Origin of the sequence: Janthinobacterium sp. 35 (genome assembly GCF_002754575.1) — a bacterium.
In the GTDB taxonomy this organism is placed as follows: Bacteria; Pseudomonadota; Gammaproteobacteria; order Burkholderiales; family Burkholderiaceae_D; genus Janthinobacterium; species Janthinobacterium tructae.
Window position 1 is genome coordinate 1536513 of sequence record NZ_PEFN01000001.1, and the last position, 23949, is coordinate 1560461.

General features: G+C 63.3%; 20 protein-coding genes. 7 read left to right on the top strand and 13 right to left on the bottom strand.

Translation table 11 applies throughout. The features are described 5' to 3' along the window. Positions 1-4: 4 nt before the first annotated feature. The 5 genes from CLU93_RS06900 to CLU93_RS06920 form a co-directional block, all read right to left on the bottom strand. Positions 5-1330, bottom strand: coding sequence for an MFS transporter (locus CLU93_RS06900; RefSeq protein ID WP_099760511.1), 1326 nt, complete (start codon positions 1328-1330; stop codon positions 5-7). A gap of 108 nt (positions 1331-1438) precedes the next feature. Continuing rightward, entirely contained in the window at positions 1439-2113 is a 675-nt protein-coding gene (locus tag CLU93_RS06905) for an antibiotic biosynthesis monooxygenase family protein (RefSeq protein WP_099760512.1), read from the bottom strand. Between the two features lie 177 nt (positions 2114-2290). Next, a complete protein-coding gene (locus CLU93_RS06910) occupies positions 2291-3205 on the bottom strand; it encodes a LysR family transcriptional regulator (protein WP_099760513.1) in 915 nt (304 codons plus the stop codon). A 75-nt stretch (positions 3206-3280) separates the two neighbouring features. Beyond that, entirely contained in the window at positions 3281-4516 is a 1236-nt protein-coding gene (locus CLU93_RS06915; RefSeq protein ID WP_099760514.1) for a M20/M25/M40 family metallo-hydrolase, read from the bottom strand. Next, positions 4513-5739: a urate hydroxylase PuuD gene (locus CLU93_RS06920; RefSeq protein WP_099760515.1), complete on the bottom strand. Its 1227-nt coding sequence runs from the start codon at positions 5737-5739 to the stop codon at positions 4513-4515. Before CLU93_RS06920 ends, CLU93_RS06915 begins: the two co-directional genes overlap by 4 nt. Positions 5740-5870: 131 nt before the next feature. Between CLU93_RS06920 and CLU93_RS06925 the strand changes: the two genes are divergently transcribed. Both CLU93_RS06925 and CLU93_RS06930 read left to right on the top strand, forming a co-directional pair. Beyond that, on the top strand, positions 5871-6809 hold the full coding sequence (locus CLU93_RS06925) for a LysR substrate-binding domain-containing protein (RefSeq protein WP_071079255.1): 939 nt from the start codon (positions 5871-5873) through the stop codon (positions 6807-6809). Positions 6810-6882: 73 nt separating this feature from the next. Then, on the top strand, positions 6883-8637 hold the full coding sequence (locus CLU93_RS06930) for an allantoate amidohydrolase (RefSeq protein WP_099760516.1): 1755 nt from the start codon (positions 6883-6885) through the stop codon (positions 8635-8637). Here CLU93_RS06930 and CLU93_RS06935 read toward each other — a convergent pair. The 8 genes from CLU93_RS06935 to CLU93_RS06970 all read right to left on the bottom strand — a co-directional run bounded on the left by CLU93_RS06935 (position 8634) and on the right by CLU93_RS06970 (position 19989). Then, positions 8634-10016 carry a glycosyltransferase family 9 protein gene (locus CLU93_RS06935; protein ID WP_099760517.1) on the bottom strand — a complete coding sequence of 461 codons (1383 nt, stop codon included), beginning with the start codon at positions 10014-10016 and terminating at the stop codon, positions 8634-8636. The genes CLU93_RS06930 and CLU93_RS06935 overlap by 4 nt on opposite strands. 55 nt (positions 10017-10071) lie before the next feature. Beyond that, entirely contained in the window at positions 10072-11307 is a 1236-nt protein-coding gene (locus CLU93_RS06940) for a Zn-dependent hydrolase (protein WP_099760518.1), read from the bottom strand. 15 nt (positions 11308-11322) lie between these two features. Then, positions 11323-12714, bottom strand: coding sequence for a dihydropyrimidinase (hydA, locus tag CLU93_RS06945; RefSeq protein ID WP_099760519.1), 1392 nt, complete (start codon positions 12712-12714; stop codon positions 11323-11325). Between the two features lie 21 nt (positions 12715-12735). After that, entirely contained in the window at positions 12736-14220 is a 1485-nt protein-coding gene (locus CLU93_RS06950) for an NCS1 family nucleobase:cation symporter-1 (protein ID WP_099760520.1), read from the bottom strand. A gap of 134 nt (positions 14221-14354) precedes the next feature. Beyond that, positions 14355-15635, bottom strand: a complete 1281-nt coding sequence (preA, locus tag CLU93_RS06955; protein WP_218968328.1) for an NAD-dependent dihydropyrimidine dehydrogenase subunit PreA — start codon at positions 15633-15635, stop codon at positions 14355-14357. Next, positions 15635-17002: an NAD(P)-dependent oxidoreductase gene (locus tag CLU93_RS06960; protein ID WP_099760522.1), complete on the bottom strand. Its 1368-nt coding sequence runs from the start codon at positions 17000-17002 to the stop codon at positions 15635-15637. Before CLU93_RS06960 ends, preA begins: the two co-directional genes overlap by 1 nt. A gap of 46 nt (positions 17003-17048) precedes the next feature. Continuing rightward, a complete protein-coding gene (locus tag CLU93_RS06965; RefSeq protein WP_099760523.1) occupies positions 17049-18551 on the bottom strand; it encodes a CoA-acylating methylmalonate-semialdehyde dehydrogenase in 1503 nt (500 codons plus the stop codon). Between the two features lie 121 nt (positions 18552-18672). After that, a complete protein-coding gene (locus CLU93_RS06970) occupies positions 18673-19989 on the bottom strand; it encodes an aspartate aminotransferase family protein (protein ID WP_099760524.1) in 1317 nt (438 codons plus the stop codon). Between the two features lie 199 nt (positions 19990-20188). On the opposite strand from CLU93_RS06970, the gene CLU93_RS06975 reads away from it, so the two are divergent. The 5 genes from CLU93_RS06975 to CLU93_RS06995 all read left to right on the top strand — a co-directional run bounded on the left by CLU93_RS06975 (position 20189) and on the right by CLU93_RS06995 (position 23943). Continuing rightward, positions 20189-21658 (top strand): aminotransferase-like domain-containing protein, encoded by a 1470-nt coding sequence (locus tag CLU93_RS06975; protein WP_099760525.1) that lies wholly within the window; start codon positions 20189-20191, stop codon positions 21656-21658. Between the two features lie 10 nt (positions 21659-21668). Continuing rightward, on the top strand, positions 21669-22346 hold the full coding sequence (locus tag CLU93_RS06980) for a TetR/AcrR family transcriptional regulator (RefSeq protein ID WP_099760526.1): 678 nt from the start codon (positions 21669-21671) through the stop codon (positions 22344-22346). A 91-nt stretch (positions 22347-22437) separates the two neighbouring features. Next, positions 22438-22953: a hypothetical protein gene (locus tag CLU93_RS06985; protein WP_099760527.1), complete on the top strand. Its 516-nt coding sequence runs from the start codon at positions 22438-22440 to the stop codon at positions 22951-22953. Positions 22954-23090: 137 nt separating this feature from the next. Next, a complete protein-coding gene (locus tag CLU93_RS06990; RefSeq protein ID WP_099760528.1) occupies positions 23091-23360 on the top strand; it encodes a hypothetical protein in 270 nt (89 codons plus the stop codon). A 160-nt stretch (positions 23361-23520) separates the two neighbouring features. Beyond that, the gene (locus CLU93_RS06995; RefSeq protein ID WP_099760529.1) at positions 23521-23943 is read left to right on the top strand and encodes a VOC family protein; all 423 of its coding nucleotides are present in this window, start codon (positions 23521-23523) and stop codon (positions 23941-23943) included. Positions 23944-23949 lie beyond the last annotated feature (6 nt).

A 23949-nucleotide genomic window follows, 5' to 3' on the forward strand; every position in this document is an offset into this window, starting at 1 on the left:
GATGTTATTCCTCAAGAGGGCCGCGGCCCGTTTCTCTGGCCGCGAAAACGGCGGCGCCGGTGATCAGCAAAGCCGCCGCTACATACAGCGAGACGGCCATGGTGCTGTTGTACGAGCGGTACAGGCTGGCGATGACGAGGGGTGCGAAGCCACCGCCGATCACGCCGGCCAGGGTGTAGGCCAGCGAGGAACCCGCATAGCGCACCTTGGTGGGGAATTGCTCGATGACGAAAGCCGCCTGCGGGCCGTACATGATGGCGTGGATGACCAGGCCCACAACGACGGCCGTGACGATGGCGGCTGGGCTGGCCGTATCCAACAAGGTGAAGAACGCAAACGCCCACACCAGGCCCAGGATGGCGCCCAGCGCATACACGGGGCGACGGCCAATCTTGTCCGACAAGGCGCCAAACAGGGGCACCGACAGCGCATTGCAAGCCGTACCGATCATGATGGCGGTGAGCGCCAGGGTCGAGGAAAGGTGCAGCACGGTGGTCACATAGGTCAGGGTGAACACCACCACCAGCGCATACAGTACGTCCGAGCCGATGCGCACGCCGCCGGCGATCAACAGACGGCGCCAGTAGATGCGCAGCACGTCGCCGATCGGCGCTTCGGCCTTGGCGTCCTGCTGGTCGAGCTCCTTGAACAGCGGGGTTTCCTCGATGCCGCTGCGTATCCACATGCCGAAGGCCACCAGCAGCAGGCTGGCGATGAATGGCATGCGCCAGCCCCAGTCCATGAACGCTTCATGCGGCAGCAGATAGGTGATCAGGCCGATGCAGCCCGTCGCCAGCAGGGTGCCGAACGAAGGTCCCACCTGCGTCCACGAGGCGTTGCGGCCGCGCTTGTCCGCTGCCCCGTGTTCGACGGAGATCAGCACGGCGCCGGCCCATTCGCCACCCAGTGCGATGCCCTGCACGAAGCGCAGCGCCACCAGCAAGACCGGGCTCCAGATGCCGGCCGTGGCATACGTGGGCAAGAGGCCCATCAGGCCCGTCGTCACGCCCATCAGCATCAGGGTGACCACCAGCACCCAGCGGCGTCCCAGCTTGTCGCCCAGGTGGCCGAAGATCACGCCACCGATGGGACGCGAGATATAACCGACTGCATACGTGGAAAAGGCCAGGATGGTACCCGTCAGCGGATCGAATGAAGGGAAGAACAGATGGTTGAAGATCAGCGCGGCCATGGTGTTATAGACGGTGAAGTCATACCATTCCAGGGTCGTGCCGACCATGCTGGCCGTGGCCAGGCGGCCCGTCTTGGACTTGTCGCCCGGTGCCTGGGCCGCCGGATGCGCTGCGCTTGCCGTTGTATATGTGGTCATTGCCTACCTCTCTCGTCAGTTTTATTGCAGGCCCGGCGCAGGATGCTTTGCCCTGTGCCGTGGCCCGTGTCTCGTGTTATCCGTGCCGGCAAGATGCGCGCGTGCGCGTCAGGCAGCGTGCAGGTCCGCCTCGCGCAGTTGCCAGGACAGTTGCAGGATGGCTGCCTGTTCGCCGTCGAGCCCCAGCGCCGCACTGGCGGCATTGGCTGCCGCCAGTGCGGCGCTTTCCGACGAGGCGTCGATCAGGAAGATCGGATCGAGCACGCGGCCTTCCTTCTGCTCTGCCGGCAGGGGGCCGGACAGCTTCGCGTCGGGCGTCAGCAAGCGCGTGGAAATCACGCCGTCGATCTGCAGCAATGTCGCTCCCAGCGTGGCCATGGTGGCCACGGCTTGCACGTCCTGGCCGATGGCTGGCGCCCCCAGGCGCAGCACGGCCAGCCAGGCGCCCGTGCCCATGCCCGTTTCCGCCTCGATGGCGCAGACGCGGCGCATCGGGTCAAGCATGCGCTGCAGATTCGTCACCGACCATGGCGTCTGCTGGCCGAAGGCCTTGAAGTAGTCTGGTGTCTGGAAGGCGTCCAGCGAGTCGGTGCGGTACAGGCCAAGGTATTTACGGGGACCGCGTACGCTCTGATAGCGCGTGCCGCTGACAAAACCGGGAATGCGCACGCGCTCTTCCACGTGTTCGCGGTCGTACCAGCGGTTGAAATCGAGCTCGTGTTCCGGGTCGGTGCTGGTCCAGACAAACAGGATGCCGGGCAAGGTGGTGGTGGACGTCGTCATGATGGTTCCGTTTGCGTTGTAAGTGGGTGCAAACCCAGAATAGGTGGCACGCCATCACTTGGCAAACGGGTTATTCTGAACGCGACTGATAAGTTTTTCTTGTGGGTCGCGGTGGGGACGGGCCAACAATGTTGTCGGATTACGCGCCGGGGCGCTAATCCGACCTACGACACAGCGTCAAGCTCCGTACTCCTCCGCGAGCCCCAGGGTGAACCTGGCCGCTTCCTCGCACGCCAGCATGGCCACCAGCTGAATCGCCTCCGTGGTGATGTCTTCGCTGTAGCTGATGACGATGCGCTGCGGTGCCAGGGCGCTGGCGCAGGGAATCAGGGCGATGTTGCCTTGCTCGATTTCCTCGCGCAGGGGCGCCAGCGGCAACACGGCGATGCCGAAGCCCGCTTTTACCAGGCGCACGATGGCGGAGATCGAGCTGACGCAGTGCACGCGGCCCAACTGCACGCCCTGGTCCTGGCACAGCGCCTTCAATGCGGAATGCGGCTGCGATCCCCGGTTCATGGTGATGATCGGGTGCTGCGCCAGTTGCGCCACCGTGAACGGTGTGCCCGTGTCTGGCCAGTCGGCCTTTCTGCCCGCCCAACCCATGGCAATGGCACCGCTGCCCGTGCTGCGGATATGGTCGCCCGTCAGCATGTCCGTCTGCAGTGCGATATCGAGCTCGCCCTGCTGCAGCTGTTCGTGCAGGCGGCGCGTCGATTCCGACGTCAATTGAATCTCGATGCCCGGATAGCGCTCCTGCACGCGCTGCAGGAACGGGATCAGCCAGGTATGCACGATGGTTTCGATGACGCCGATGCGCACCTCACCCGTGATCTGCGCGGGCGAGGAATTGGCCGCATACATGTCGCGGCACAATTCCAGCATGCGTTCGGCGTACACGAGCAGGTTGCGCCCGGCGAAAGTCAGGCGGATTTCACGCGCGTCGCGGTCGAACAAGCGCGTGCCGAAATCCTGCTCCAGCGAGGCGATGCGGTTGGAAATGGCCGCCTGCGTGATGTGCAGCTTGTCGGCCGCCGTGCGGAAGCTGCCCAGCCGCGCAGCCCAGACAAACGCTTCGAGAAAACGGGTATTCAATTTGGCTCTTCAATCAATGGGGAATCATCTTCACAGTGTGAGTGTTCGCCCCATTGTAAGCCAAAGCGCCCTGCCCTATTTTTCGCCGAGGAAGTCGAGCAGGGTCAGGGCGACGATCTTGCTGGCCTTGCGCAAATCATCGAGCGCCAGGCGCTCGTCGGCCTTCTTCGCGTTCGACTCGGGCACCGTGCGCGGGCCGGCGCCATACAGCACGGCGGGGATGCCCCGTTCGCCATACAGGCGCGCATCCGCATACAGGGGCGTGCCGACGGCGGGAATCGTCTCGCCAAGGATGGCTTGCGCATTCTTTTGCAGGCTGGCGACCAGCTGCTCGGAACCAGGCAAGGGCCGCAGCGCGTGCGACAGCAGCAGGCGGCGGATTTCGATGCGAATGCCAGGTTCGCCCCGCACGGCGTCTTCGATCAGCGCGCGCACCTGCGCTTCCACCGCCACAGGGTCTTCTTCCGGGATCATGCGGCGGTCCATCTTCATGACCACCTTGCCCGGCACCACATTGGTATTCGTGCCACCGTCGATACGGCCCACCAGCATGGTGGGAGAATCGATGCCGGCGACTTTTGACTTGATCTTTTTCAGCTCCGGCAGCTGGCCGTAGATGGCGTTGAGGATCTTGTTGGCCGCCTGCAGCGCGTCATGCCCCGTCTCCGGCATGGAACCATGGCCAGACTTGCCGTGCACAGTGATTTCCAGCTGCAGGCAGGCGTTGTGCGCCGTGACGATGCCGTAGCTGAAACCGGCGGCGATGACGAAATCGGGTTTCGTCAGATTTTGCTCCAGCAGCCAGCCCGGCCCCAGCAAGCCGCCGAATTCCTCATCATAGGTAAAGTGCAGTTCCAGCTGGCCCTTCAAGGCAATACCCAGCGCTTCGAGCGCGCGCGCGGCAAACACATAGGTGGCGAAATCGCCTTTTGAGACGGCCGTCGCGCGGCCGTAGATATAGCCGCCGTCGATCTGGCCGCCATATGGCGGATACGTCCAGTTGTCGCCGGGCGGTACCACATCGCCATGCGCGTTCAGGGCCACCGTCGGCCCGCCCGCCGCGTACGGGCGGCGCACGATCAGGTTGGTGATGCTCTGCATGCCATAGGCCTCGACCTGGTCCGCAGGTACCGCATGCTTTTCCGCCTGCCAGCCATATGCCTGCAACAGCTGCGCCACCAGTTCCGCATGCGGCGCGTTATTGCCGGGCGGCGTATCCGTCGGCTGCTGCACCACCTGCTGTAAAAAGGCGACTTCTTCGTCGAAGTGTGCGTCGATCCAGGCCGTGATTTTTTCTGCGTGCGTAGTCATTTTGCTCCTTGCATGGTCTGTTGCAGCCAGGCGCCCAATTCGCTGCGCTCGGCCTCCGTCATATTGGTCAGGTTCCCGATCGGCATGGCTTTGAGCTCGATGGCCTGCTTGTAGATTTGCGCCGCGTGCTGGCGGATTTGCGTTTCATTATCCAGCATCATGCCGGCCGGCGCCGTGGCGAAGCCCGCTTGCGTGGGCTGGGCCGAATGGCAGGTGGCGCAGCGCTGGGCGATGATGGCATGCACGCGCTTGAACTGCGCGACCGGGTCCACCGCCGGCGCGGCCGCCACGGGCGCTTTCGGCGCGATGGCGATAGCGACGGCCAGCAGCAGGGCCACGCCGATGGCCGGATAGCGCCACTCGACACGGCCCTTGTGGCGCAGGTTGAAGAAGTGGCGAATGAAGACGCCGGCCGCCATGATCAGCGCCAGCACCAGCCAGGCGTGATCGTTGCGGTAGGTCATCGCGTAGTGGTTGCTGATCATGATGAACAGCACCGGCAAGGTAAAGTAATTGTTGTGCACGCTGCGCTGCTTGGCCTTCAAGCCGTGCTTCGGGTCGGGCAGCTTGCCGGCGGCCATGGCTTCGACCATCTTGCGCTGGCCGGGAATGATCAGCATCAGCACATTGGCCACCATGATGGTGCCAATCATGGCGCCCACGTGGATGTAGGCGGCGCGCCCGCTGAGCAAATGCGTGAGCACGTACGCGGCGCCGACGATCAGCGCAAACACCGTCACGCCGAACCACAGTTCATATTGCGCCAGCCTGGAGCGGCACAGCAGGTCGTACACGGTCCAGCCGATGACGAGGGTAGCGATGCCGATGCCGACGGCCTGGCCGCTGGAGATATCGGCCACGGCCTTGTCGATCATCATGGCCTGGGCATTGAAATAATAGGCAATCGTCAGCAGCGCAAAGCCGGACAACCAGGTGGAATACGCTTCCCATTTGAACCAGTGCAGCTCCTTCGGCAGTTCGGCGGGCGCCAGCAGGTATTTTTGCGGGTTATAGAAGCCGCCGCCATGCACGGCCCACAGCTCTCCAGAGACGCCCTTCTTCGCCAGCTCGGAGCCAGGCGCAGGCGGGCGGATCGAGTTGTCGAGCCAGACAAAATAAAAGGAAGCACCGATCCAGGCGATGCCCGTGATGACGTGCAGCCAGCGGACGATCAGGTTCAGCCACTCCAGGCCGTACGGAATCAGATAGGCAAATACTTCCATAAATTTCCTCTAGTCAGACCGAACCCATATTCGTGCCAATCTACACAAGATAAACGGAATTACCGCCCTTCACATGAAAAATATCGTATATTTGACATATTCAAATCGATATACAACAGAGCCGCCGCCACATGTCCAGCCTGCCGCAACACCTCGACCTGCACCTGATCCGCATCCTCTACCTGCTGCTGGTGGAAAAGAATGTCTCGCGCGTAGCGCTGAAACTCAATCAGCCGCAGCCGTCGATTTCCGCCTCCTTGCGCAAGCTGCGCGAGCTCACGGGCGACCCGCTGCTGGTGCGCGGCGCGCGCGGCATGGTGCCCACCCAGCATGGCGAAAGCCTGCTCAATCCGGCCAAGCGCATCCTCGACCAGACGGAGAGCCTGTTCATCAAGAAGACGCCGTTCGTGGCGCAGGAAGAGGCACGCACCTTCCATATCGCAGCGCCCGACTACCTGGACAGCCAGTTCCTGCCCAATGTGGTGGCCCAGTTGCGCCGCGGTTCGCCGAAAAGCCGCGTCGTGCTGCACAGCCTGGGACCGGGCATCGATCATATCCGGCAACTCTCCGACGGGGGTCTGGATCTGGTCATCGCTAACTGGGATGAACCGCCCGCCCATCTGCACATTTCGAAGCTGTTCGAAGATCCCATCGTCTGCGCCATGCATGCGGAAAACGCCTATGCGCGGCGCACGGCCAGCGACGCCATGACGCTCGACGATTATCTGAGCCTGCCCCACGTGGCGCCGTCGCAGATGATGCCGGGCTACCACGGCGTGATCGATTCCTTCCTCGAACGGCAAAACCTGCAGCGCAACGTGGTGGTGGAATCGGCATATTTCGGCCTGATCCCCTACATGCTGACGCAGACGGACCTGGTACTCACCACGGGCCGCCAGTTCATGCGCTTCTATGAAAAGACCCTGCCGCTGAAAACGTATACCGTGCCCTTGAAATTCCCGCCGATGCGCTTTTACCAGTTGTGGCACCAGCGCGTGCACCAGGCGCCCGAGCACAAATGGCTGCGCGACCAGGTCAGCGCGGCGGCCAAGGCGCTGGTACAGCGATAGCCGCTATCAGCACGCGCATATAATGGATGCAGGAACGGGGCGCTATCATCACTGCTTGCATGATCGGAAAACCATGACTACCCTTTCAGACCTGAACGCCGGCAGCCAGGCCGATTTTATCGCGCAGCTGCACGGCATCTACGAACATTCGCCCTGGATCGCCCAGCGCGCAGCCGCCGCGCGGCCGTTTGCCAGCCTGACGGCGCTCAAGACGGAATTGCAGCGCGTGCTGGCCCTGGCCTCGTCCGAAGAACAACTGGGGCTCATCCGCGCCCACCCCGAACTGGCCGGCAAGGCCGCCGTCGCGGGACAGCTGACAATGGAATCGATGCGCGAACAGGCCAAGTCCGGCCTGAACCTGTGCAGCGCCGACGAATTTGCCACCCTGCAGCGCCTCAACAGCGAGTACAACGCCAAGTTCGGCTTTCCCTTTATCCTGGCCGTCAAGGGCCCGACGGGCGAGGGTTTGACGCGCCAGGACATCATCGCCACCTTTGCGCGGCGCCTGAAGAACCGCCACGCCGATGAACTGGCCGAATCGCTGCGGCAGATCAAGCGCATCGCCGAGCTACGCCTGAACGACCTGTTCGACGTGCGCCTGGACTTCGGCCCGGCCATCATGCAGCACGCTGAAACACTGGCCAGCTGGAGCGACAGCGATTACAACCTGACCTGCGCCTACCTGACGCCGGCGCACCAGAAAACGGCAGCGCAGCTGGCCGACTGGATGCAGGAGGCCGGCATGCAGGTGCAGATCGACGCCGTCGGCAACGTGGTCGGGCGCTATCTGTCCGACGCGCCCGGCGCAAAAACGCTGATGACGGGATCGCATTACGACACGGTGCGCAACGGCGGCAAGTACGACGGCCGGCTGGGCATCGTGCTGCCGATCGCCGTCGTGCGCCACCTGCACGAACGGGGTGAAAAGCTGCCTTTCCACGTCGAGATCGTCGGCTTCGCCGAAGAGGAAGGCGTGCGCTTCAAGAGCACGTTTTTGGGCAGCACGGCCGTGACGGGCAGGTTCGACTTGTCGCTGCTGGAACAATGCGACACGGATGGCGTGAGCATGCGCGACGCGCTGGCCGCCGCCGGTCACGAGGCGAGCGCCATCGGCGCCATCGCGCGCGATCCGGCCGATTTGCTCGGCTATGTGGAAGTGCATATCGAACAGGGCCCCGTGCTGCTCGAGCGCGACTTGCCGCTGGGGATCGTCACGGCGATTGCCGGCAGCTCGCGCTACCTGCTCAATCTTGGCGGCGTGGCCAGCCACGCGGGCACCACGCCCATGAGCATGCGCAAGGATGCGGCCAGCGCGGCGGCCGAAATCATCCTGCTGGTGGAACAGCGTTGCAACCAGGGCGTAGCACTGGTGGGCACCGTCGGCCAGCTACAGGTGCCCAACGGTTCCGTCAACGTGATCGCCGGCGCCTGCACCCTGTCGCTCGATATCCGCGCAGCCAGCGACGCGGTACGCCAGGCGGCCGTCGACGACATCCTCGATGGCATCGCAGGCATCTGCGCGCGGCGCCAGATCGACTACCAGCTGGAACTGCTGCTGTCGGCGCGTGCAGCGCCGTGCGCGCCGTGGCTGATGGCGCAGCTGGCGCAAGCCGTGGAATCGGTCGGCATCGCACCATACGCGCTGCTGTCGGGCGCCGGCCACGACGCCATGGCCATGGCCGCCATCACCGACGTGGCCATGCTGTTTACGCGCTGCGGCAATGGCGGCATCAGCCACAATCCGCTGGAAACCATGACGGCCGACGACGCCGACATCGCGGCGCAAGCCCTGCTGCATTTCTTGCGGAATTTCCAGCCAAAAACCTAGCCGTGCGCCTGGCGCCAGCGCGCCAGTTCCTGCGCAAGATGGCCAATCAAGGGTTGCCAGCCACCTGTCGCAGGCTGGCGGAACAGCCGCATCGTGGGATACCAGGGCGTATCGAGGCGCCCGGCCATCCAGCGCCAGTCCGGCAAGTAGTCGGGCAGCAGCAGCCAGCACGGCGTACCCAACGCGCCCGCCAGGTGCGCCACGGCCGTATCGACGCTGATGACCAGGTCCAGGTTGGCGATCAGCGCCGCCGTATCGGCCATGTCGCCCAGCGCCGCGCCGCCGCCGACCAGGGCGAGTGACGCCGAAGTATCGTCCTCGCCGGCACCCTTCTGCAGGCTGACAAACTGCACGCCGTCCACCGCGCTCAGCGGCGCCAGCACGTCGAGCGTCGCCAGCGAACGCGCATCGTCGTTTTCAAATTGCGCATTGCCGCGCCAGGCCAGGCCCACGCGCAGTGGCGCCGCCGGCAGGCGCGTACGCCACGCCGCGACGGCCTGCGGCTGCGCCCACAGATACGGCAACTGGGCCGGAATTGTCTCCAGGGTGGTGCCGCACAGACCGGGCAGGCTCAGGATCGGTGCCCAGTAATTCCAGCCGTCGTCCGGCACGGTCTCGCCGATGGCGAATACTTCGTCTATCTCCGGAAGGTCTAGCAGCAGCGTCTTGAGCGGCGCATGACATAGCAGCGAGATGCGCGCCGCGCCCAGTTGGCGCAGGCAGGATGCATAGCGGCACAGCTGCAGCATGTCGCCCATGCCCGCCTCGGGACAGATCAGCAGCGACTGGCCGGTAAGCGGCTCGCCCTGCCAGCGGGGAAAGCGAAAATACGCGCCAAACATGGTCGGCTGCGGCCGCGCTTCGAGCATCTGCCAGCCTTCGAGAAGGCGGCCCTGGCGCAGCAGCAGATACGACAAGTTGTAGCGCGCATTGGCGTAGTCGCCATCGAGTGCGATGGCATGGCGGTAGCAGCGTTCGGCCTCGGTCTCGCGCTGCATGGCGGCCAGCAGCGCGCCCAGGTTGGACCAGGCGGAAGGCATTTCCGGCGCCAGCGCCAGCACGCGCCGGTCGATGCGCTCGGCCTCCACCGGGCGACGCATCGTCATCAGCAGCGCGCCCAGGTTCTGCAGCAGATGCACGTCATCGGGCGCTTGCGCCAGCGCGCGCAGGTAATAGCTTTCCGCTTCTGCCAGCAAGCCTTCCTCTCCACGCATCCAGGCCAGGTTGGCCAGGGCGAATACATGCCCGGAGTCGAAGACCAGCGCCTGCTGGAAACAGGTTTCGGCGCCTGCCGCATCGCCACTGGCCAGCAGCTCGCCGCCGCGCGCCGCATGCACGGCGGCAGGGTTGGCTTCGTTATCGAAATTGAGAGTGCTCATTGCCGGTTGCCTGTGATCGCAAGGCGCCCAGCATAGCACCGCCGCGCCAGCGCAGCTAGACGGCCACGGCCCGCTCCAGCATCGCGTGCAGCAGCACATTGCAGCCCGCTGCCAGGTGCTCGGGCTTGGCATCCTCGATTTCATTGTGGCTGATGCCGTCCTTGCAGGGCACGAAGATCATGCCGGCCGGCGCCAGCCGGGCCGCGTAGATGGCGTCGTGACCGGCGCCCGACACCACATCCATCACGGAATAACCGAGCTTTGCGGTGGCATTGCGCACGGCGCCCACGCAGTCGGGATGGAACGGGCATGGCGGGTAATAAGACACCCTTTCCAGTGAAATGCCCAGGCCTGTTTTTTCGCGCGTGGCGTCGATGAAGGCCGTGATCTCGCCATGCATGGTGTTGAGCAGTTCGTCGTTCACATTGCGCAGGTCGATGCTGAATGTCACTTCACCGGGAATCACGTTGCGGCTGTTCGGGAACACCTGCACCATGCCCACCGTGCCGCGCCCATACGGCGGGTAGCGGTTGGCGATGGCGACGACTTCCTGCATGATGACGGTGGCCACCTGCAGCGCATCCTTGCGCAGGCCCATGGGCGTCGGTCCCGCATGCGCTTCCATGCCCGTCACCACGCAGTCGTACCACGACAGGCCCATCACGGCAGGCACCACGCCGATGACTTTATCGGCGTCTTCCAGCACGGGGCCCTGCTCGATATGCGTTTCGAAATAGGCGCCGATCGGATGGTCGCCCGGCACCTGGTCGCCCTTGTAGCCGATGCGCGCCAGCTCCTCGCCCACCGTTTTTCCTTCCGTGTCTTTCGCCGCATACGCGGTTTCAAGTGAGAAGGCACCGCAAAAGACGCCGGAACCCATCATCACGGGCACGAAGCGCGAGCCTTCCTCGTTGGTCCAGAAGGCCACCTCGATGGGCGCCCGCGTCTTGATCTGTAAATCGTTAAGGGTGCGCACCACTTCCAGGCCCGCCAGCACACCGTAGTTGCCATCGAACTTGCCGCCCGTGGGCTGCGTGTCGATATGGCTGCCCGTCATCACGGGCGGCAGGGTATTGTCGGTGCCGTCGCGGCGCATGAAGACATTGCCGATCTGGTCGATGGTGATGCTCATGCCCGCCTCCCGGCCCCAGCGCACCACCAGGTCGCGGCCCTGTTTGTCGAGGTCCGTCAGGGCCAGGCGCTTGACGCCGCCTTTCGCTGTCGCGCCGATCTGCGCCAGTTCCATCAGGGCTGCCCACAGCCGTTCGCCATTGATGCGTAGATCATCCATTATTGTCTCCTGACTTCATGCGGCGGTGGCGGCAAACGCCGGGCGCTCGATATAGCGCCCGGCCCCTTCGACGGCCGTCAGCTCGCCCTGGTGGAACACCACCTTGCCGGCGGCAATCGTGGTGCGGGGGATGCCGCGCACGGTGCGCCCTTCGAAGACGTTGAAGCCCCCTTTGGCAAACTGCGTGGCGGCGGAAATGGTGCGTGTGCCCTGCGGGTCCCACAGCACGATGTCGGCATCGCTGCCCGCGGCGATGAGGCCCTTGCGCGGATACATATTGAAGATCTGCGCCGCATTGGTCGACGATACCTTGACGAATTCGGAGGGCGTGAGCATGCCGGAATTGACGCCCGCATCCCACACCACTGCCATGCGTTCCTCCACGCCGCCGCAGCCGTTCGGGATGCGCGTGAAATCATCCTTGCCGGCCGCCTTCTGCTCGGCGCAGAAGGTGCAGTGGTCGGTGGCCGTCGTGTGCAGGTTGCCGCTTTGCAGGCCGTGCCACAAGGCCGCCTGATGGTGCTTGCCGCGAAACGGCGGGCTCATGACGTGGCCCGCCACATAATCGAAATCATCGCTCTGGTAGACGCTGTCGTCGATCACCAGGTGGCCCGCCAGCGCTTCGCCATACACGCGCTGGCCGTTGGCGCGCGCCCGCGTAATGGCGTCGAGCGACTCGGCGCACGAGACGTGCACGATGTACACGGGGGTATTGAGCACATTGGCAATCGCGATGGCGCGGTTGGCCGCCTCCGCCTCCACCGCGGGAGGACGCGACAACGGGTGCGCCTGCGGCCCGGTAATCCCCTTTTTCAGCAAGGCTTGCTGCAATTGAAAAACCAGTTCGCCATTTTCCGCATGCACGGTGGGCAATGCCCCCAGCTCCAGCGAACGGGTAAAGCTTTTCACCAGCGTTTCATCGTCGGCCATGATGGCGTTTTTGTAGGCCATGAAGTGCTTGAAGCTGTTCACGCCATGCTCGCGCACCAGCACTCCCATTTCTTCATGAACCTGCTCGCTCCACCAGGTGATGGCCACGTGGAAGGTGTAGTCGCCGGCCGCCTTGGCCGACCATGCGCGCCACTGGTGATACGCCTCGATCAGCGACTGCTTCGGGGCAGGAATGACGAAGTCCATGATGGTGGTGGTGCCGCCCGCCAGTCCCGCCGCCGTGCCCGTGAAAAAATCGTCGGACGTCACAGTGCCCATGAAGGGCAAATTCATGTGCGTGTGGGTGTCGATCCCGCCCGGCATCACGTACAGGCCGCCCGCGTCGATCACGGTGGCGCCCACCGGCACCGGCAAGTTCTCGCCGACGGCGGCAATCGTGTCGCCGTCGATCAGCACATCGGCGCGAAACGCCCGGTCGGCGTTGACGACGGTACCGCCACGTATCAATGTAGTCATCTTGTCTCCTTCTCGAAAAGATCAGGACTGCGGCATCTGCTGCACGCGTGCCGCTACCTTGCCCTTCATCATGACGCCGTAGACGACTGCGGCGATGGCCACGCCCACGAACCAGGCGTAGGTGTAAATGGTTTTAAAGCCTTCGGCCACGCCGGGAAACGCCGTGGGAAAGGCCGCGTTCAGAAAGCCCGGGATATTCGGCAGCACGGCGATGACAAAGGCGATCAGCGCCGCCATGTTCCAGCCATTGCCATACGAGTAAATGCCGTCATCGCGGTACAACTGCCTGACGTCGAGCTGCGTCTTGCGCACAAAATAATAGTCGACGATGAGGATGCCGGCGATGGGGCCCAGCAGGGCCGAGTAGCCGATCAGCCACGTGAAGATATAGCCCTGCGTCGACTCGAGCACTTTCCACGGCATCATGACGATGGCGATAAAGGCCGTGATGTAGCCACCCATCTTGTACGAAATCTGCTTCGGCGCCAGCGAGGAAAAGTCGTACGCCGGACCCACCAGGTTGGCCGCCAGGTTGACGCTGACCGTGTCGATCAGCAGGATGATCAGGGCGACCAGCACTGCGGCGCCCGTCATGCGGCTGGCCAGGTCGACGGGGTCCCAGATGGCCTTGCCGTACATGACCACGGAGCCGGCAGTGACGATCACGGCCAGCATGGCCAGCAATCCCATGGGCACGGGCAAGCCGACGGACTGGCCGATCACCTGGTCGCGCTGCGTCTTGGCGAAGCGCGTGAAGTCGGGAATGTTCAGTGCCAGGGTGGCCCAGAAACCCACCATGGCCGTCAGCGATGGCCAGAAGACGCTCCAGAACTGGCCCGCCTTCTTGCCGCCAGGGATGAACTGCGATGGCTGGTCCAGCAGCGCGCCCACGCCACCAGCCTTGCTGTGCACCCAGTACAGCAGCACGAAGCAGATGAGGATTTTCAGCGGTGCCGTATAGGTTTCGAGTTTGCGGATCGACTCCATGCCATGCAGGATGTAATAGAACTGGATGGCCCAGAAAGCCAGGAAGCACAGCAACTGGCTGCCGTTGATGCCCAGGCCCGCGATCTTCTCGCCGCCCAGTTCATGCCCCATCAAGACGCCCATCAGGGTGTAGATCATCTGGCCGCCGAACCAGGTCTGGATGCCGTACCAGCCGCAGGCGACGATGGCGCGCATCAGCGCCGGCAGGCGAGCGCCCATGGTGCCGAACGAGGCGCGCGCCAGCACGGCATACGGGATGCCGTACTTGGTGCCCGCATGGCCAATCAAGAGCATGGGCAGGAGCACGATGGCGTTGGCGAGAAATACCGTGAGCACGGCCTGGTAGCCGGACATGCCGCTGTCGATCAGGCTGGCCGACAGGGTGTAGGCGGGAATGCACATCACCATGCCCACCCACAGCGCGGCAAAGTGATACCAGCGCCAGGTGCGCTGCGCTGCCGTGGTGGGCGCCAGATCTTCATTCCACAGCTGCGTATTGCCTGAATAGTCGTGGTTCACAGGTATTCTCCATCGGTTAGGCCGCCGGCATCTTGAATGACGCCAGGGATACGGCATTGTGTAAACTGCGGCAGTCTAGCTTACTGCAAAGACAGGCTACAGTTTATAAAATATACGTACGCAAAAAACGTGCCCTACACCGTTTCCACCAACGCCCGTGGATTCCTGGGATCCTGCGTCCAGTTCATGTATGGCTTGCCAGTGGCCTGCGGCACCATCGTGATGCAGCCCTGCACCGGACAGGTGATTTCGCACAGGTTGCAGCCCACGCATTCCTCCTTGATCACCTCATACGTGCGCATGCCGGCGGCGTCGATCAGTTGCGCAATCGACTGGTGCGAGGTGTCTTCGCAGGCCACATAGCACTTGCCGCACTTGATGCAGTCATCCTGGTTGATGTGCGCGATGACCTGGTAATTCATGTCCAGGTATTTCCAGTCCGTCGTGTTGGCCACGGCCTTGCCGGAAAAATCGCTGATGCTTTCATAGCCCTTCTCATCCATCCAGCGTGACAGGCCATCCTTCATCTCTTCGACGATGCGGAAACCATGCAGCATGGCGGCCGTACACACCTGCACGCAGCCGGCGCCCAGGGCAATGAATTCGGCCGCGTCGCGCCAGTTGCCGATGCCGCCGATGCCGGAAATGGGCAAGCCGCGCGTCTGCGGATCGCGGGCGATTTCTGCCACCATGTTCAGGGCGATCGGCTTGACGGCAGACCCGCAATAGCCGCCGTGCGTGCTGGCGCCGCCCACGATGGGCAAGGCCACCATGCGGTCCAGGTCCAGCGAGGTTATCGAGTTGATGGTGTTGATCAGCGAGACGGCGTCGGCGCCGCCCGCCTTGGCAGCGCGCGCCGGCAGGCGCACATCCGTGATGTTCGGCGTGAGCTTGACGATGACGGGTAGCTTGCTGTGCTTCTTGCACCAGGCGGTGACCATCTGCACATACTCGGGCACCTGGCCCACGGCCGCGCCCATGCCCCGCTCCGGCATGCCATGCGGGCAGCCGAAATTGAGTTCGATGCCGTCCGCTCCTGTCGCTTCCACCTTCGGCAAAATGTCGGCCCAGTAGTGCTCTTCGCAGGGCAGCATCAGCGAGACGATCATGGCGCGGTCGGGCCAGTCCTTTTTCACCTGCGTGATTTCGCGCAGGTTGATCTCCAGCGAGCGGTCCGTGATCAGTTCAATGTTATTGAAGCCCACCACTTCGCGGTTCTTGCCATACAGGGCGGAATAGCGCGACGAGACGTTGACGGCGGCCGGGTCTTCACCGAGGGTTTTCCACACCACGCCGCCCCACCCTGCCTCAAACGCGCGCACCACGTTATAGGCCTTGTCGGTCGGCGGCGCGGACGCCAGCCAGAAGGGATTCGGCGCCTTGATGCCGCAAAATTCGATGCTGAGATCAGCCATTATGCAGCCTCCACTTTATTGAATAAATCGGAATGGATGGCCAGTGCGGCCAGCTTGCCATGCTGGACGGCTTGCACCGTCAAGTCCTGCCCCGGCGCCACGCAGTCGCCGCCCGCGTAGATCCCCGGCAGCACCGTGCGAAAACCCGCATCGACGGCGATCTTGTCGCCTTCACGCTGCAGCAGCGACGCCATCGGGTCATGCAGCACGCCGGTGTCGAGGCTCTGGCCGATGGCCTTGAAGATGGCGTCGGCCGCCACGTCGAACGTTTCGCCCGTCCCGGCCAGACGCGTGCCCTGCATGCGCGTTTTCTCGAAACGCATGCCGGCGACATGGCCAGCCGCGTCGAGCAGCACCTGTTGCGGCTGGGCCCACGTCAGCATGCGCACCTGGTTGGCCTTGGCGATATCCTGTTCGTGGTGGGTAGCCGTCATGGCGTCGAAGCCGCGCCGGTAGACCAGGGTGACTTCCTCGGCACCCAGGCGCTGGATCTGCACGGCCATGTCGATGGCCGTATTGCCGGCGCCGATGACGATGGCGCGTTTCGGCACGGGCAGCGAGGCCAGGTCGTCGGCCTGGCGCAGCGCGGCGATGTAATCGACGGCGGCCAAAAGACCCGGCGCATCTTCGCCCGTCAGGCCCAGCTTGCGGCTGGCGCCCAGGCCCAGGCCGAGGAACACGGCGTCGTACTGCGCGTGCAAGTCGCGCAGCTGCAGGTTCTCGCCCAGCACCTGGCGACATCGGATCTCGATGCCGCCGATGTCCAGCAGGAAGTCGATTTCCTTTTGCGCGAAGTCCTCCGTCAGCTTGTACTTGGCGATGCCGTATTCGTTCAAGCCGCCCGCCTTGCCTTCCTTTTCAAAGATCACCACGTCGTGCCCCAGCATGGCCAGGCGGTGCGCGCACGACAAACCCGCAGGACCGGCACCGACGATGGCGATCGTCTTGCCCGTGCTTGCCGCCCGCTGGAACGGGTGCGCCGCAAAATGCATGTGGTCGACGGCGTAGCGCTGCAACAGGCCGATTTTCACAGGCTGGCCTTCCGCGTCGTGGTTGCGCACGCAGACATCCTCGCACAGGATTTCCGTGGGGCAGACGCGGGCGCAACTGCCGCCCAGGATGTTCTGTTTCAGGATGCCGGCGGCGGCGCCGTTGATGTTCTTGTCGTGGATGTTGCGGATGAAGCTGGCCACGTCGATTTCCGACGGACAGATGCGGCTGCACGGCGCGTCGTAGCAATACAGGCAGCGGGCGCTTTCGATGGCCGCCTGGCGCGCCGTCAGGGGCGGCGCCAGGTCGGTGAAATGGCCCGCCAGTTCCTCGTTGGGCAGGGCGGGATGCGGCAAATAGTTCAAAGACTCGATCATCGCGTATTCCTCTTGTTATGTGCGGCCGGCTCGTAATGTGAAACCTTTACTTCATCTGGGGAAAAGCAAATTCCACACCAGCGCTTGCCGTGTTCGGCCAGCGCTGCATCACGGCCTTGTGGCGCGTGTAGAAACGCACGCCTTCGGGTCCATACGCGTGGTGGTCGCCGAACATGCTGCGCTTCCAGCCGCCAAAGCTGTTGAAGGCCATCGGCACGGGCAAGGGGATGTTGACGCCCACCATGCCGACCTGGATCTGGCGCACGAATTCGCGCGCCACGCCGCCATCGCGCGTGTAGATGGCCACGCCGTTGCCATATTCGTTGGCGTTGATCAGCTCCACCGCATGCACCACGTCAGGACACCGGAGCACGCACAGCACGGGACCGAAAATCTCTTCCTTGTAGATGCTCATGTCGCGCGTGACGTGATCAAATAAAGTACCGCCGACAAAGAAGCCGTTCTCGCGCCCCGCCACCACATGGTTGCGGCCATCGACCACCAAAGTGGCGCCCTGTTCCACGCCTGAGGCGATGAGTTTTTCGATCCGCTGCTTGGCGGCCAGCGAGACGACCGGTCCCATTTCCGCACCATCTTCCATGCCGTCGCGCACTTTCAGTGCGGCCGTGCGCGTTGCCAGTGCGTCGATCAATTTGTCGCCCGCGTCGCCCACGGCCACCACCACCGAGATGGCCATGCAGCGTTCGCCCGCCGAACCGTAGGCGGCGCCGATCAGCGCGTCGACCGTCATGTCCATGTCGGCGTCGGGCATCACCACCATATGGTTCTTCGCGCCGCCCAGCGCTTGCACGCGCTTGCCGCTGGCGCTGCCGCGCGCATAGATGTATTCGGCAATCGGCGTGGAACCGACAAAGCTGATCGCCTGCACCACGGGATGGTCGAGCAAGGCATCGACCGTGACTTTATCGCCCTGCACCACGTTGAAGACGCCGTCGGGCAAGCCCGCCTCCTTCAGCAATTTCGCGTGCAGCAGGGATGCCGACGGATCGCGTTCGGACGGTTTCAAGACGAAGGTATTGCCGCAGGCGATGGCGACGGGGAACATCCACATCGGCACCATCACGGGGAAATTGAATGGCGTGATGCCGGCCACCACACCCAGCGCCTGGCGCATGGACCAGGCATCGATGCCGCGCGAAATCTGGTCCGTGAATTCGCCCTTTAACAATTGCGGGATGCCGACGGCAAATTCCACCATCTCGATGCCGCGCGCCACTTCGCCCTGGGCATCGGCAAACGTCTTGCCATGTTCGCGCGTGAGCATGGCGGCAAAGTCGTCCGTGTGCTGCTGGCACAGCTGCAGGTAGCGAAACAGCACGCGCGCGCGCGTCAACGGCGGCGTGGCCGACCACGAGGGAAAGGCGGCGGCGGCGGCCTGCACGGCCGCATCCACGTCTTCCACGGTACCCAGGGCCACGCGGGCCACGGGTACGCCCAGTGCGGGGTTGTAGACGTCGCCGTAGCGGTCACTTTGGGTGTCGACTTTGGCGCCGTTGATGTAGTGGGTGATGGTGTCGAGAGTGTTCATGGTGTTCCTTTTTCAAACCCAGAAACAAGTGCCGGGGTCGGTCTCTTAGAGATTGGTATGCGTCCCACTGGGACGCATACCCCCTCAGGGTCCGACCCCAGGTTTTGCTTGGGGTCGCAATTCAATCGAGATTTTTGAGTACCTTGGCCAGCTTGCCAAACAACTCGTCGACATGCTGTTTTTCCAGCACCAGCGGCGGCGACAGGGCGATGATGTCGCCCGTCGTGCGTATCAGCACGCCGTCGGCGAAAGCCTGCTTGAAGGCGTTGAAGGCGCGCGTGCCCGGTTTGCCGGCGATGGGATCGAGTTCGATGCCGGCGATCAGGCCGATGCTGCGCAGGTCGATCACGTGCGGCAGACCCTTGAGCGAGTGCACGGCGTCGCTCCAATATGCCTGCATCGCTTTGGCGTGACCCAGGATGTCCTGTTCCTCGAACACTTGCAGGGTTGCCAGCGAGGCGGCGCAAGCGAGCGGGTGGCCGGAATACGTGTAGCCGTGGAACAGTTCGATACCCGGTGGCGCGTCCATGAAGGCGTCGTGGATGTACTTTTTGCTAAAGACGGCGCCCATCGGCACCATGCCGTTGGTCAGGCCCTTGGCCGTCGTCATCAGGTCCGGCTCGACGTCGAAATAATCGGCGGCGAACGGCGTCGTCATGCGGCCGAAACCCGTGATCACTTCATCGAAGATGAGCAGGATGCCGTGTTTGGTACACAGCTCGCGCAAGCGTTTCAGATAGCCTTTCGGCGGAATCAGCACGCCCGTGGAGCCGGCCACCGGTTCGACGATGACGGCCGCAATCGTCGACGCGTCGTGCAGGGCGACGATGCGTTCCAGTTCATCGGCCAGGTGGGTGCCGTATTCGGGTTCGCCCACCGTATAGGCGTTCTTGTCCAGGTTGTGCGTGTGCGGCAGGTGGTCCACGCCGGGCAGCAAGGGACCGAAGGTCTTGCGGTTGCCGCCGATGCCGCCCACGGAAATGCCGCCGAAGCCCACGCCGTGATAACCGCGTTCGCGGCCGATCAGGCGCGTGCGTGCGCCCTCGCCTCGCACGCGGTGATAGGCCAGCGCGATTTTTAACGCCGTGTCGACGGCTTCGGAACCGGAGTTCGTGTAGAAGACGTGGCCGAACTTGTGGCCCGTGTAGTCCATCAGTTTTTCCGCCAGGTCGAAGGCGGCCGGATGGCCCATCTGGAAGGTGGGGGCGAAGTCGAGCTGGCCCACCATCTCGCGGATGGCGCCGACGATCTGCGGCTGCGCGTGGCCGCACGGCACGCACCACAGGCCGGCCGTGCCATCGAGGATGGCGTTGCCATCGACGTCCTTGTAATACATGCCTTCGGCCGACACCAGCAAGCGCGGGTTGGCCTTGAAATCGCGGTTATTCGTAAACGGCATCCAGAATGCCGACATCGATTCCGGCCTTGTTTCGTTCATGATCTTCTCCTTGGGATGGGCTGGCGCGGCGCCAGGATCGTTTTTGACGAAGCGTAAAATAATTTACCAGTTGGCAAAAAGCTGATGTAATAATAGACAGGCCATCCCCAATGGCACAGATACACAAACGGCAAAGTACCCCAACCGTACAGGTCGAAAAACCACTACAGTTTTGTGCAAGGCAGCATAAGGAGCCACCGTGAAGCACAGCGACAGCACAGACGATGCCCCCGAGCAAGGCAATGGCTGGCCCGTGCTGGACATCGACCGCCAGAAAAAGGGCGGCCTCGTCGAGCAGATCGTCATCGCCATCAGCGTCATGGTGGGCAGCCGCGCCCTGCGCATCGGCACGCGCATGCCGTCCGTGCGCCAGTTCGCCCGCTGCAATGGCGTCTCGACCTTTACCGTCGTCGAATCGTATGACCGCCTGGTCAACCTGGGCCTGCTGTCGTCGCGGCGCGGCTCCGGCTATTTCGTCGCACGCCACGATATCGCCGCCTCGCCGCAGGCTGCCCTCATTACCAACACCCTTGCCAGCCCCACCGCCATCGATGCCCTCACGCCGGATCTGTATTCGGGCGTATCCGATGCCCTGCCCGTGGGTGCCGGCTGGCTGCCGCCCGAGATGTATGGCGAAGCGACCGTGCTCGATGCCGTGCGCCAGGCCATGCGCATCCCCGCCAGCCGGCTACGCGGCTATGGCCACCCGCTCGGCTTTGCCTCGCTGCGCCAGCACCTGGCAAGCAGCCTGTCCGAAGAGCTGTTCCAGGTGGAGCCGGACCAGGTCTTGCTGACGCACGGCGCCACGCATGCTTTTGACTTGATCCTGCGCAGCCTGACCAAGCCGGGCGACACGGTGCTGGTGGAAGACCCCGGCTACAGCAATCTGCAGTCGCTGATACGCCACCACGGCTGCATCCCCGTGGGCATTGCGCGCAGCGAGGCGGGCCTCGATCTCGATGCGCTGGCCGTTGAAGCCGCGCGCACGCAGCCAAAACTCATGTTCGTCAACACGGTACTGCAAAATCCGCTCGGCACATCGCTCAGCCAGGCGCAGACGCACCGTCTGCTGGCGCTGGCCGAGCAATTCGATTTCTGGCTGGTGGAAGACGATATCTACCGCGAACTGGCGGCGCGCGGCGAAGCATCGCTGGCGGCGATGGACGGCTTGCGCCGCGTGATCCGCGTGGGGAGTTTTTCCAAGACCCTGTCGCCCGTGCTGCGCGTGGGGTCGATTTGCGCCTCGCCGCCGCTGGTGGCCGAACTGGTGCGCGTGAAAATGCTGGCGGGGCTGACGACGTCGGAAATCAACGAGCGCGCCGTCTACCACGCCATCTCCGCGCGGCCCTACAAGCGCATGGTGGAACGGCTGGTGGCGCAGCTCGAAGCGGCCCGCGAGCGCAGCATCGACTGCCTGGCACAGGCGGGCATGGCGCCCGTGGCGCGGCCGCGTGGCGGCATGTTCGTCAGCGCCGGCTGGCCCGACCTGCAGACGCCGGAATGGAATGGCAAGATCATCGCCGACATGGCATTGAAGGCCGGTATCCTGCTGTCGCCGAACGAATTTTTCATGCTGCGCGCGCCCGAGACGGTGTGGTTCCGCTTCAACGTGGCCTACACCGATACCCCCGTGCTGCAAGCCTTCCTGCAATCGATCCGCCCACGCTAAAGAATCCGCCATGGCCAGCGATAAATCCCCTGCCCTTTCCGTGAAAAATGCCGGCGGCCGGCGCCTGCAAAACCGCGACCGCCTGGAAGCGGACATCCTGGAGCAAGCCGTGCGCGCCTTCGCGCAAAGCGGCTATGAAGGCGCGTCGATCGCCACCATCGCCGAGCGGGCCGGCCTGTCGAAGCAAAACCTGATGTATTACTTCCCGTCCAAGCAGCTACTGTACCAGCGCGTGCTCGACGATGTGCTCGACGACTGGCTGGCGCGCATGGAATCGCTGGCCAATGAACACGACGAGCCGCGCGATGTGCTGCGCGCGTACATCGGCGCGAAGCTGCGTTTTTCACGCGAACAGCCATGGGCTTCGCGCGTATATGCGCTGGAAGTGATCAATGGCGCGCCTCTGTACGGCGCGCAGATACGCGACCGGGTCGTGCCGCTGCTGCGCAAGGATATCGCCGTCTTCGAGGCATGGATCGCGCAAGGCCGGATCGCCGCTGTGAACGCCACGCACCTGATGTTCGCCATCTGGGCCATGACGCAATCGTATGCAGATTTTTCAGCGCAGATGGCCCTGGTGCTGGATCGCAAGCAGCTCACGCGCAAGGATTACGAAGATGCCGAAATCCTGCTCACGCACATGGTGCAGGCTGCCATCGCCCTGCCTGCGGCAGCACCCGGCACGTGATGAAATTTCCAAGGAACAAACGAGCAGTGATAGCATGGCGCGCTGGAGCGTTTGCAATCGCGGCGCCATAGCGACAGGACAAGGAACAGGCATGAAACAATGGTCATCGGCGCGCACCGCGTCATTGCTGGGCAAGGTCGCCTGCGCGGCGCTGCTGGCACTGGCATCCACGGCACAGGCGCAGACAGTGGGCATGATAGACAATCAGCCGCTGAGCGAAACCTGGCTCAACGCGGGCTTTTATTCGTATCACTTTCAGCGCGACAAGAACCTGAACGACAGCAATCCGGGCCTGGGCGCCGAATACCGTTTTTCCACGGTTTCCTCGGTCACGGCAGGGCGCTTCTACAATAGCGACCGCGCCTACTCGAACTACCTGGGCGTGTACTACCAGCCCATCAAGGTGGGCCCACTGCGCATCGGCGCCGTCGTTGGCGGCTTCAGCGGCTATCCGAAGATGCGCGATGGCGGCTGGTTTCCGGCCCTGGTCCCCACCATCAGCTATGAATACCAGCGCGTGGGCGTGAATATCGCCATCGTGCCGTCCTACAAGGACCGCCTGTATGGCGCACTCAGTTTCCAGCTGAAACTCAAGGTGTTCGAGTAACCGTTTGTCCCTGCCCGTCGCCGTTCGCTCCGCCATTCCTGCCATTCGTCGCATACACGATGTCTGGCAGCAAGGTTTTACTTATAGTGGATTCATCGCCAGCCTGCATACGGCAGCGGCAACCACAGGAGAACGGCATGAAAGACATCAATTCGGCACCGGGCAGCACTTCCTTCAGCGCTTTCTGGAGCGAGCTGTGCGCCTACGCGCGCCAGGGCATGGCCGCCCTGCGCGCCATGTCCTGGCCCATGCTGCTGGCGTGCTGCCTGGGCCTGGCGTTCCTGATCACCATCTTGCCACTGGCCATCATGCTGTTTGCCCTCGTCATGCTGCTGAAATGGGCAAGCAGCAGCGACGATACAGGCAAGGACACGAAGGCCGCGAACTCTTCGCAGTCACCGCAATAAAAATTTGCGTCGTGGCAAGAGTGCAATGATGGTTCTATGGCACTATGAGTGCGCGCAGCATTGACGGGCATCAAACCCATCCCGATGGAAGGGTTGGAGACGGAACGCTACGCTGAATAGACGATCAAAGCTACTCCCCCTCAGCCATAGGAGTTTTCTGATGACCACGACAGCAAAAGCGACAACCGGCACGACCATTCCCTGCCTGCGCTACCGCGACGCGCCCGCCGCCATCGAATGGCTATGCAAGGCGCTCGGTTTTGAAAAACAATTGATCGTGCCTGACGGCAATGGTGGCGTCGCCCATGCGCAACTGAGCTTTGGCAATGGCATGGTCATGGTGGCGCCGGCCCTCGACAGCGACTATGGCCGCCTGATGAAACTGCCTGGCGACATCGGCGGCGCCAACACGCAAAACTGCTACCTGGTCGTCAGCGATGCCGATGCCGTCTACCGCAGCGCACGCGAGGCGGGCGCCGATATCGTGCTCGACATCAAGGATGAAGATTACGGCGGACGCGGCTTTACCTGCCGCGATCCGGAAGGCCATATCTGGAGCCTGGGCACCTACGACCCATGGTAAGACGGA

What these genes read in the sequence shown, in the direction of transcription:
- CLU93_RS06920 (WP_099760515.1), bottom strand. Translation starts at nt 5,739, where the DNA reads ATGGAAGTATTTGCCTATCTGATTCCGTACGGCCTGGAGTGGCTGAAC.
- hydA (WP_099760519.1), bottom strand. Translation starts at nt 12,714, where the DNA reads ATGACTACATTGATACGTGGCGGTACCGTCGTCAACGCCGACCGGGCG.
- CLU93_RS06930 (WP_099760516.1), top strand. Translation starts at nt 6,883, where the DNA reads ATGACTACCCTTTCAGACCTGAACGCCGGCAGCCAGGCCGATTTTATC.
- CLU93_RS06990 (WP_099760528.1), top strand. Translation starts at nt 23,091, where the DNA reads ATGAAAGACATCAATTCGGCACCGGGCAGCACTTCCTTCAGCGCTTTC.
- CLU93_RS06915 (WP_099760514.1), bottom strand. Translation starts at nt 4,516, where the DNA reads ATGACTACGCACGCAGAAAAAATCACGGCCTGGATCGACGCACACTTC.
- CLU93_RS06900 (WP_099760511.1), bottom strand. Translation starts at nt 1,330, where the DNA reads ATGACCACATATACAACGGCAAGCGCAGCGCATCCGGCGGCCCAGGCA.
- preA (WP_218968328.1), bottom strand. Translation starts at nt 15,635, where the DNA reads ATGGCTGATCTCAGCATCGAATTTTGCGGCATCAAGGCGCCGAATCCC.
- CLU93_RS06965 (WP_099760523.1), bottom strand. Translation starts at nt 18,551, where the DNA reads ATGAACACTCTCGACACCATCACCCACTACATCAACGGCGCCAAAGTC.
- CLU93_RS06970 (WP_099760524.1), bottom strand. Translation starts at nt 19,989, where the DNA reads ATGAACGAAACAAGGCCGGAATCGATGTCGGCATTCTGGATGCCGTTT.
- CLU93_RS06995 (WP_099760529.1), top strand. Translation starts at nt 23,521, where the DNA reads ATGACCACGACAGCAAAAGCGACAACCGGCACGACCATTCCCTGCCTG.
- CLU93_RS06960 (WP_099760522.1), bottom strand. Translation starts at nt 17,002, where the DNA reads ATGATCGAGTCTTTGAACTATTTGCCGCATCCCGCCCTGCCCAACGAG.
- CLU93_RS06980 (WP_099760526.1), top strand. Translation starts at nt 21,669, where the DNA reads ATGGCCAGCGATAAATCCCCTGCCCTTTCCGTGAAAAATGCCGGCGGC.
- CLU93_RS06925 (WP_071079255.1), top strand. Translation starts at nt 5,871, where the DNA reads ATGTCCAGCCTGCCGCAACACCTCGACCTGCACCTGATCCGCATCCTC.
- CLU93_RS06905 (WP_099760512.1), bottom strand. Translation starts at nt 2,113, where the DNA reads ATGACGACGTCCACCACCACCTTGCCCGGCATCCTGTTTGTCTGGACC.
- CLU93_RS06940 (WP_099760518.1), bottom strand. Translation starts at nt 11,307, where the DNA reads ATGGATGATCTACGCATCAATGGCGAACGGCTGTGGGCAGCCCTGATG.
- CLU93_RS06985 (WP_099760527.1), top strand. Translation starts at nt 22,438, where the DNA reads ATGAAACAATGGTCATCGGCGCGCACCGCGTCATTGCTGGGCAAGGTC.
- CLU93_RS06935 (WP_099760517.1), bottom strand. Translation starts at nt 10,016, where the DNA reads ATGAGCACTCTCAATTTCGATAACGAAGCCAACCCTGCCGCCGTGCAT.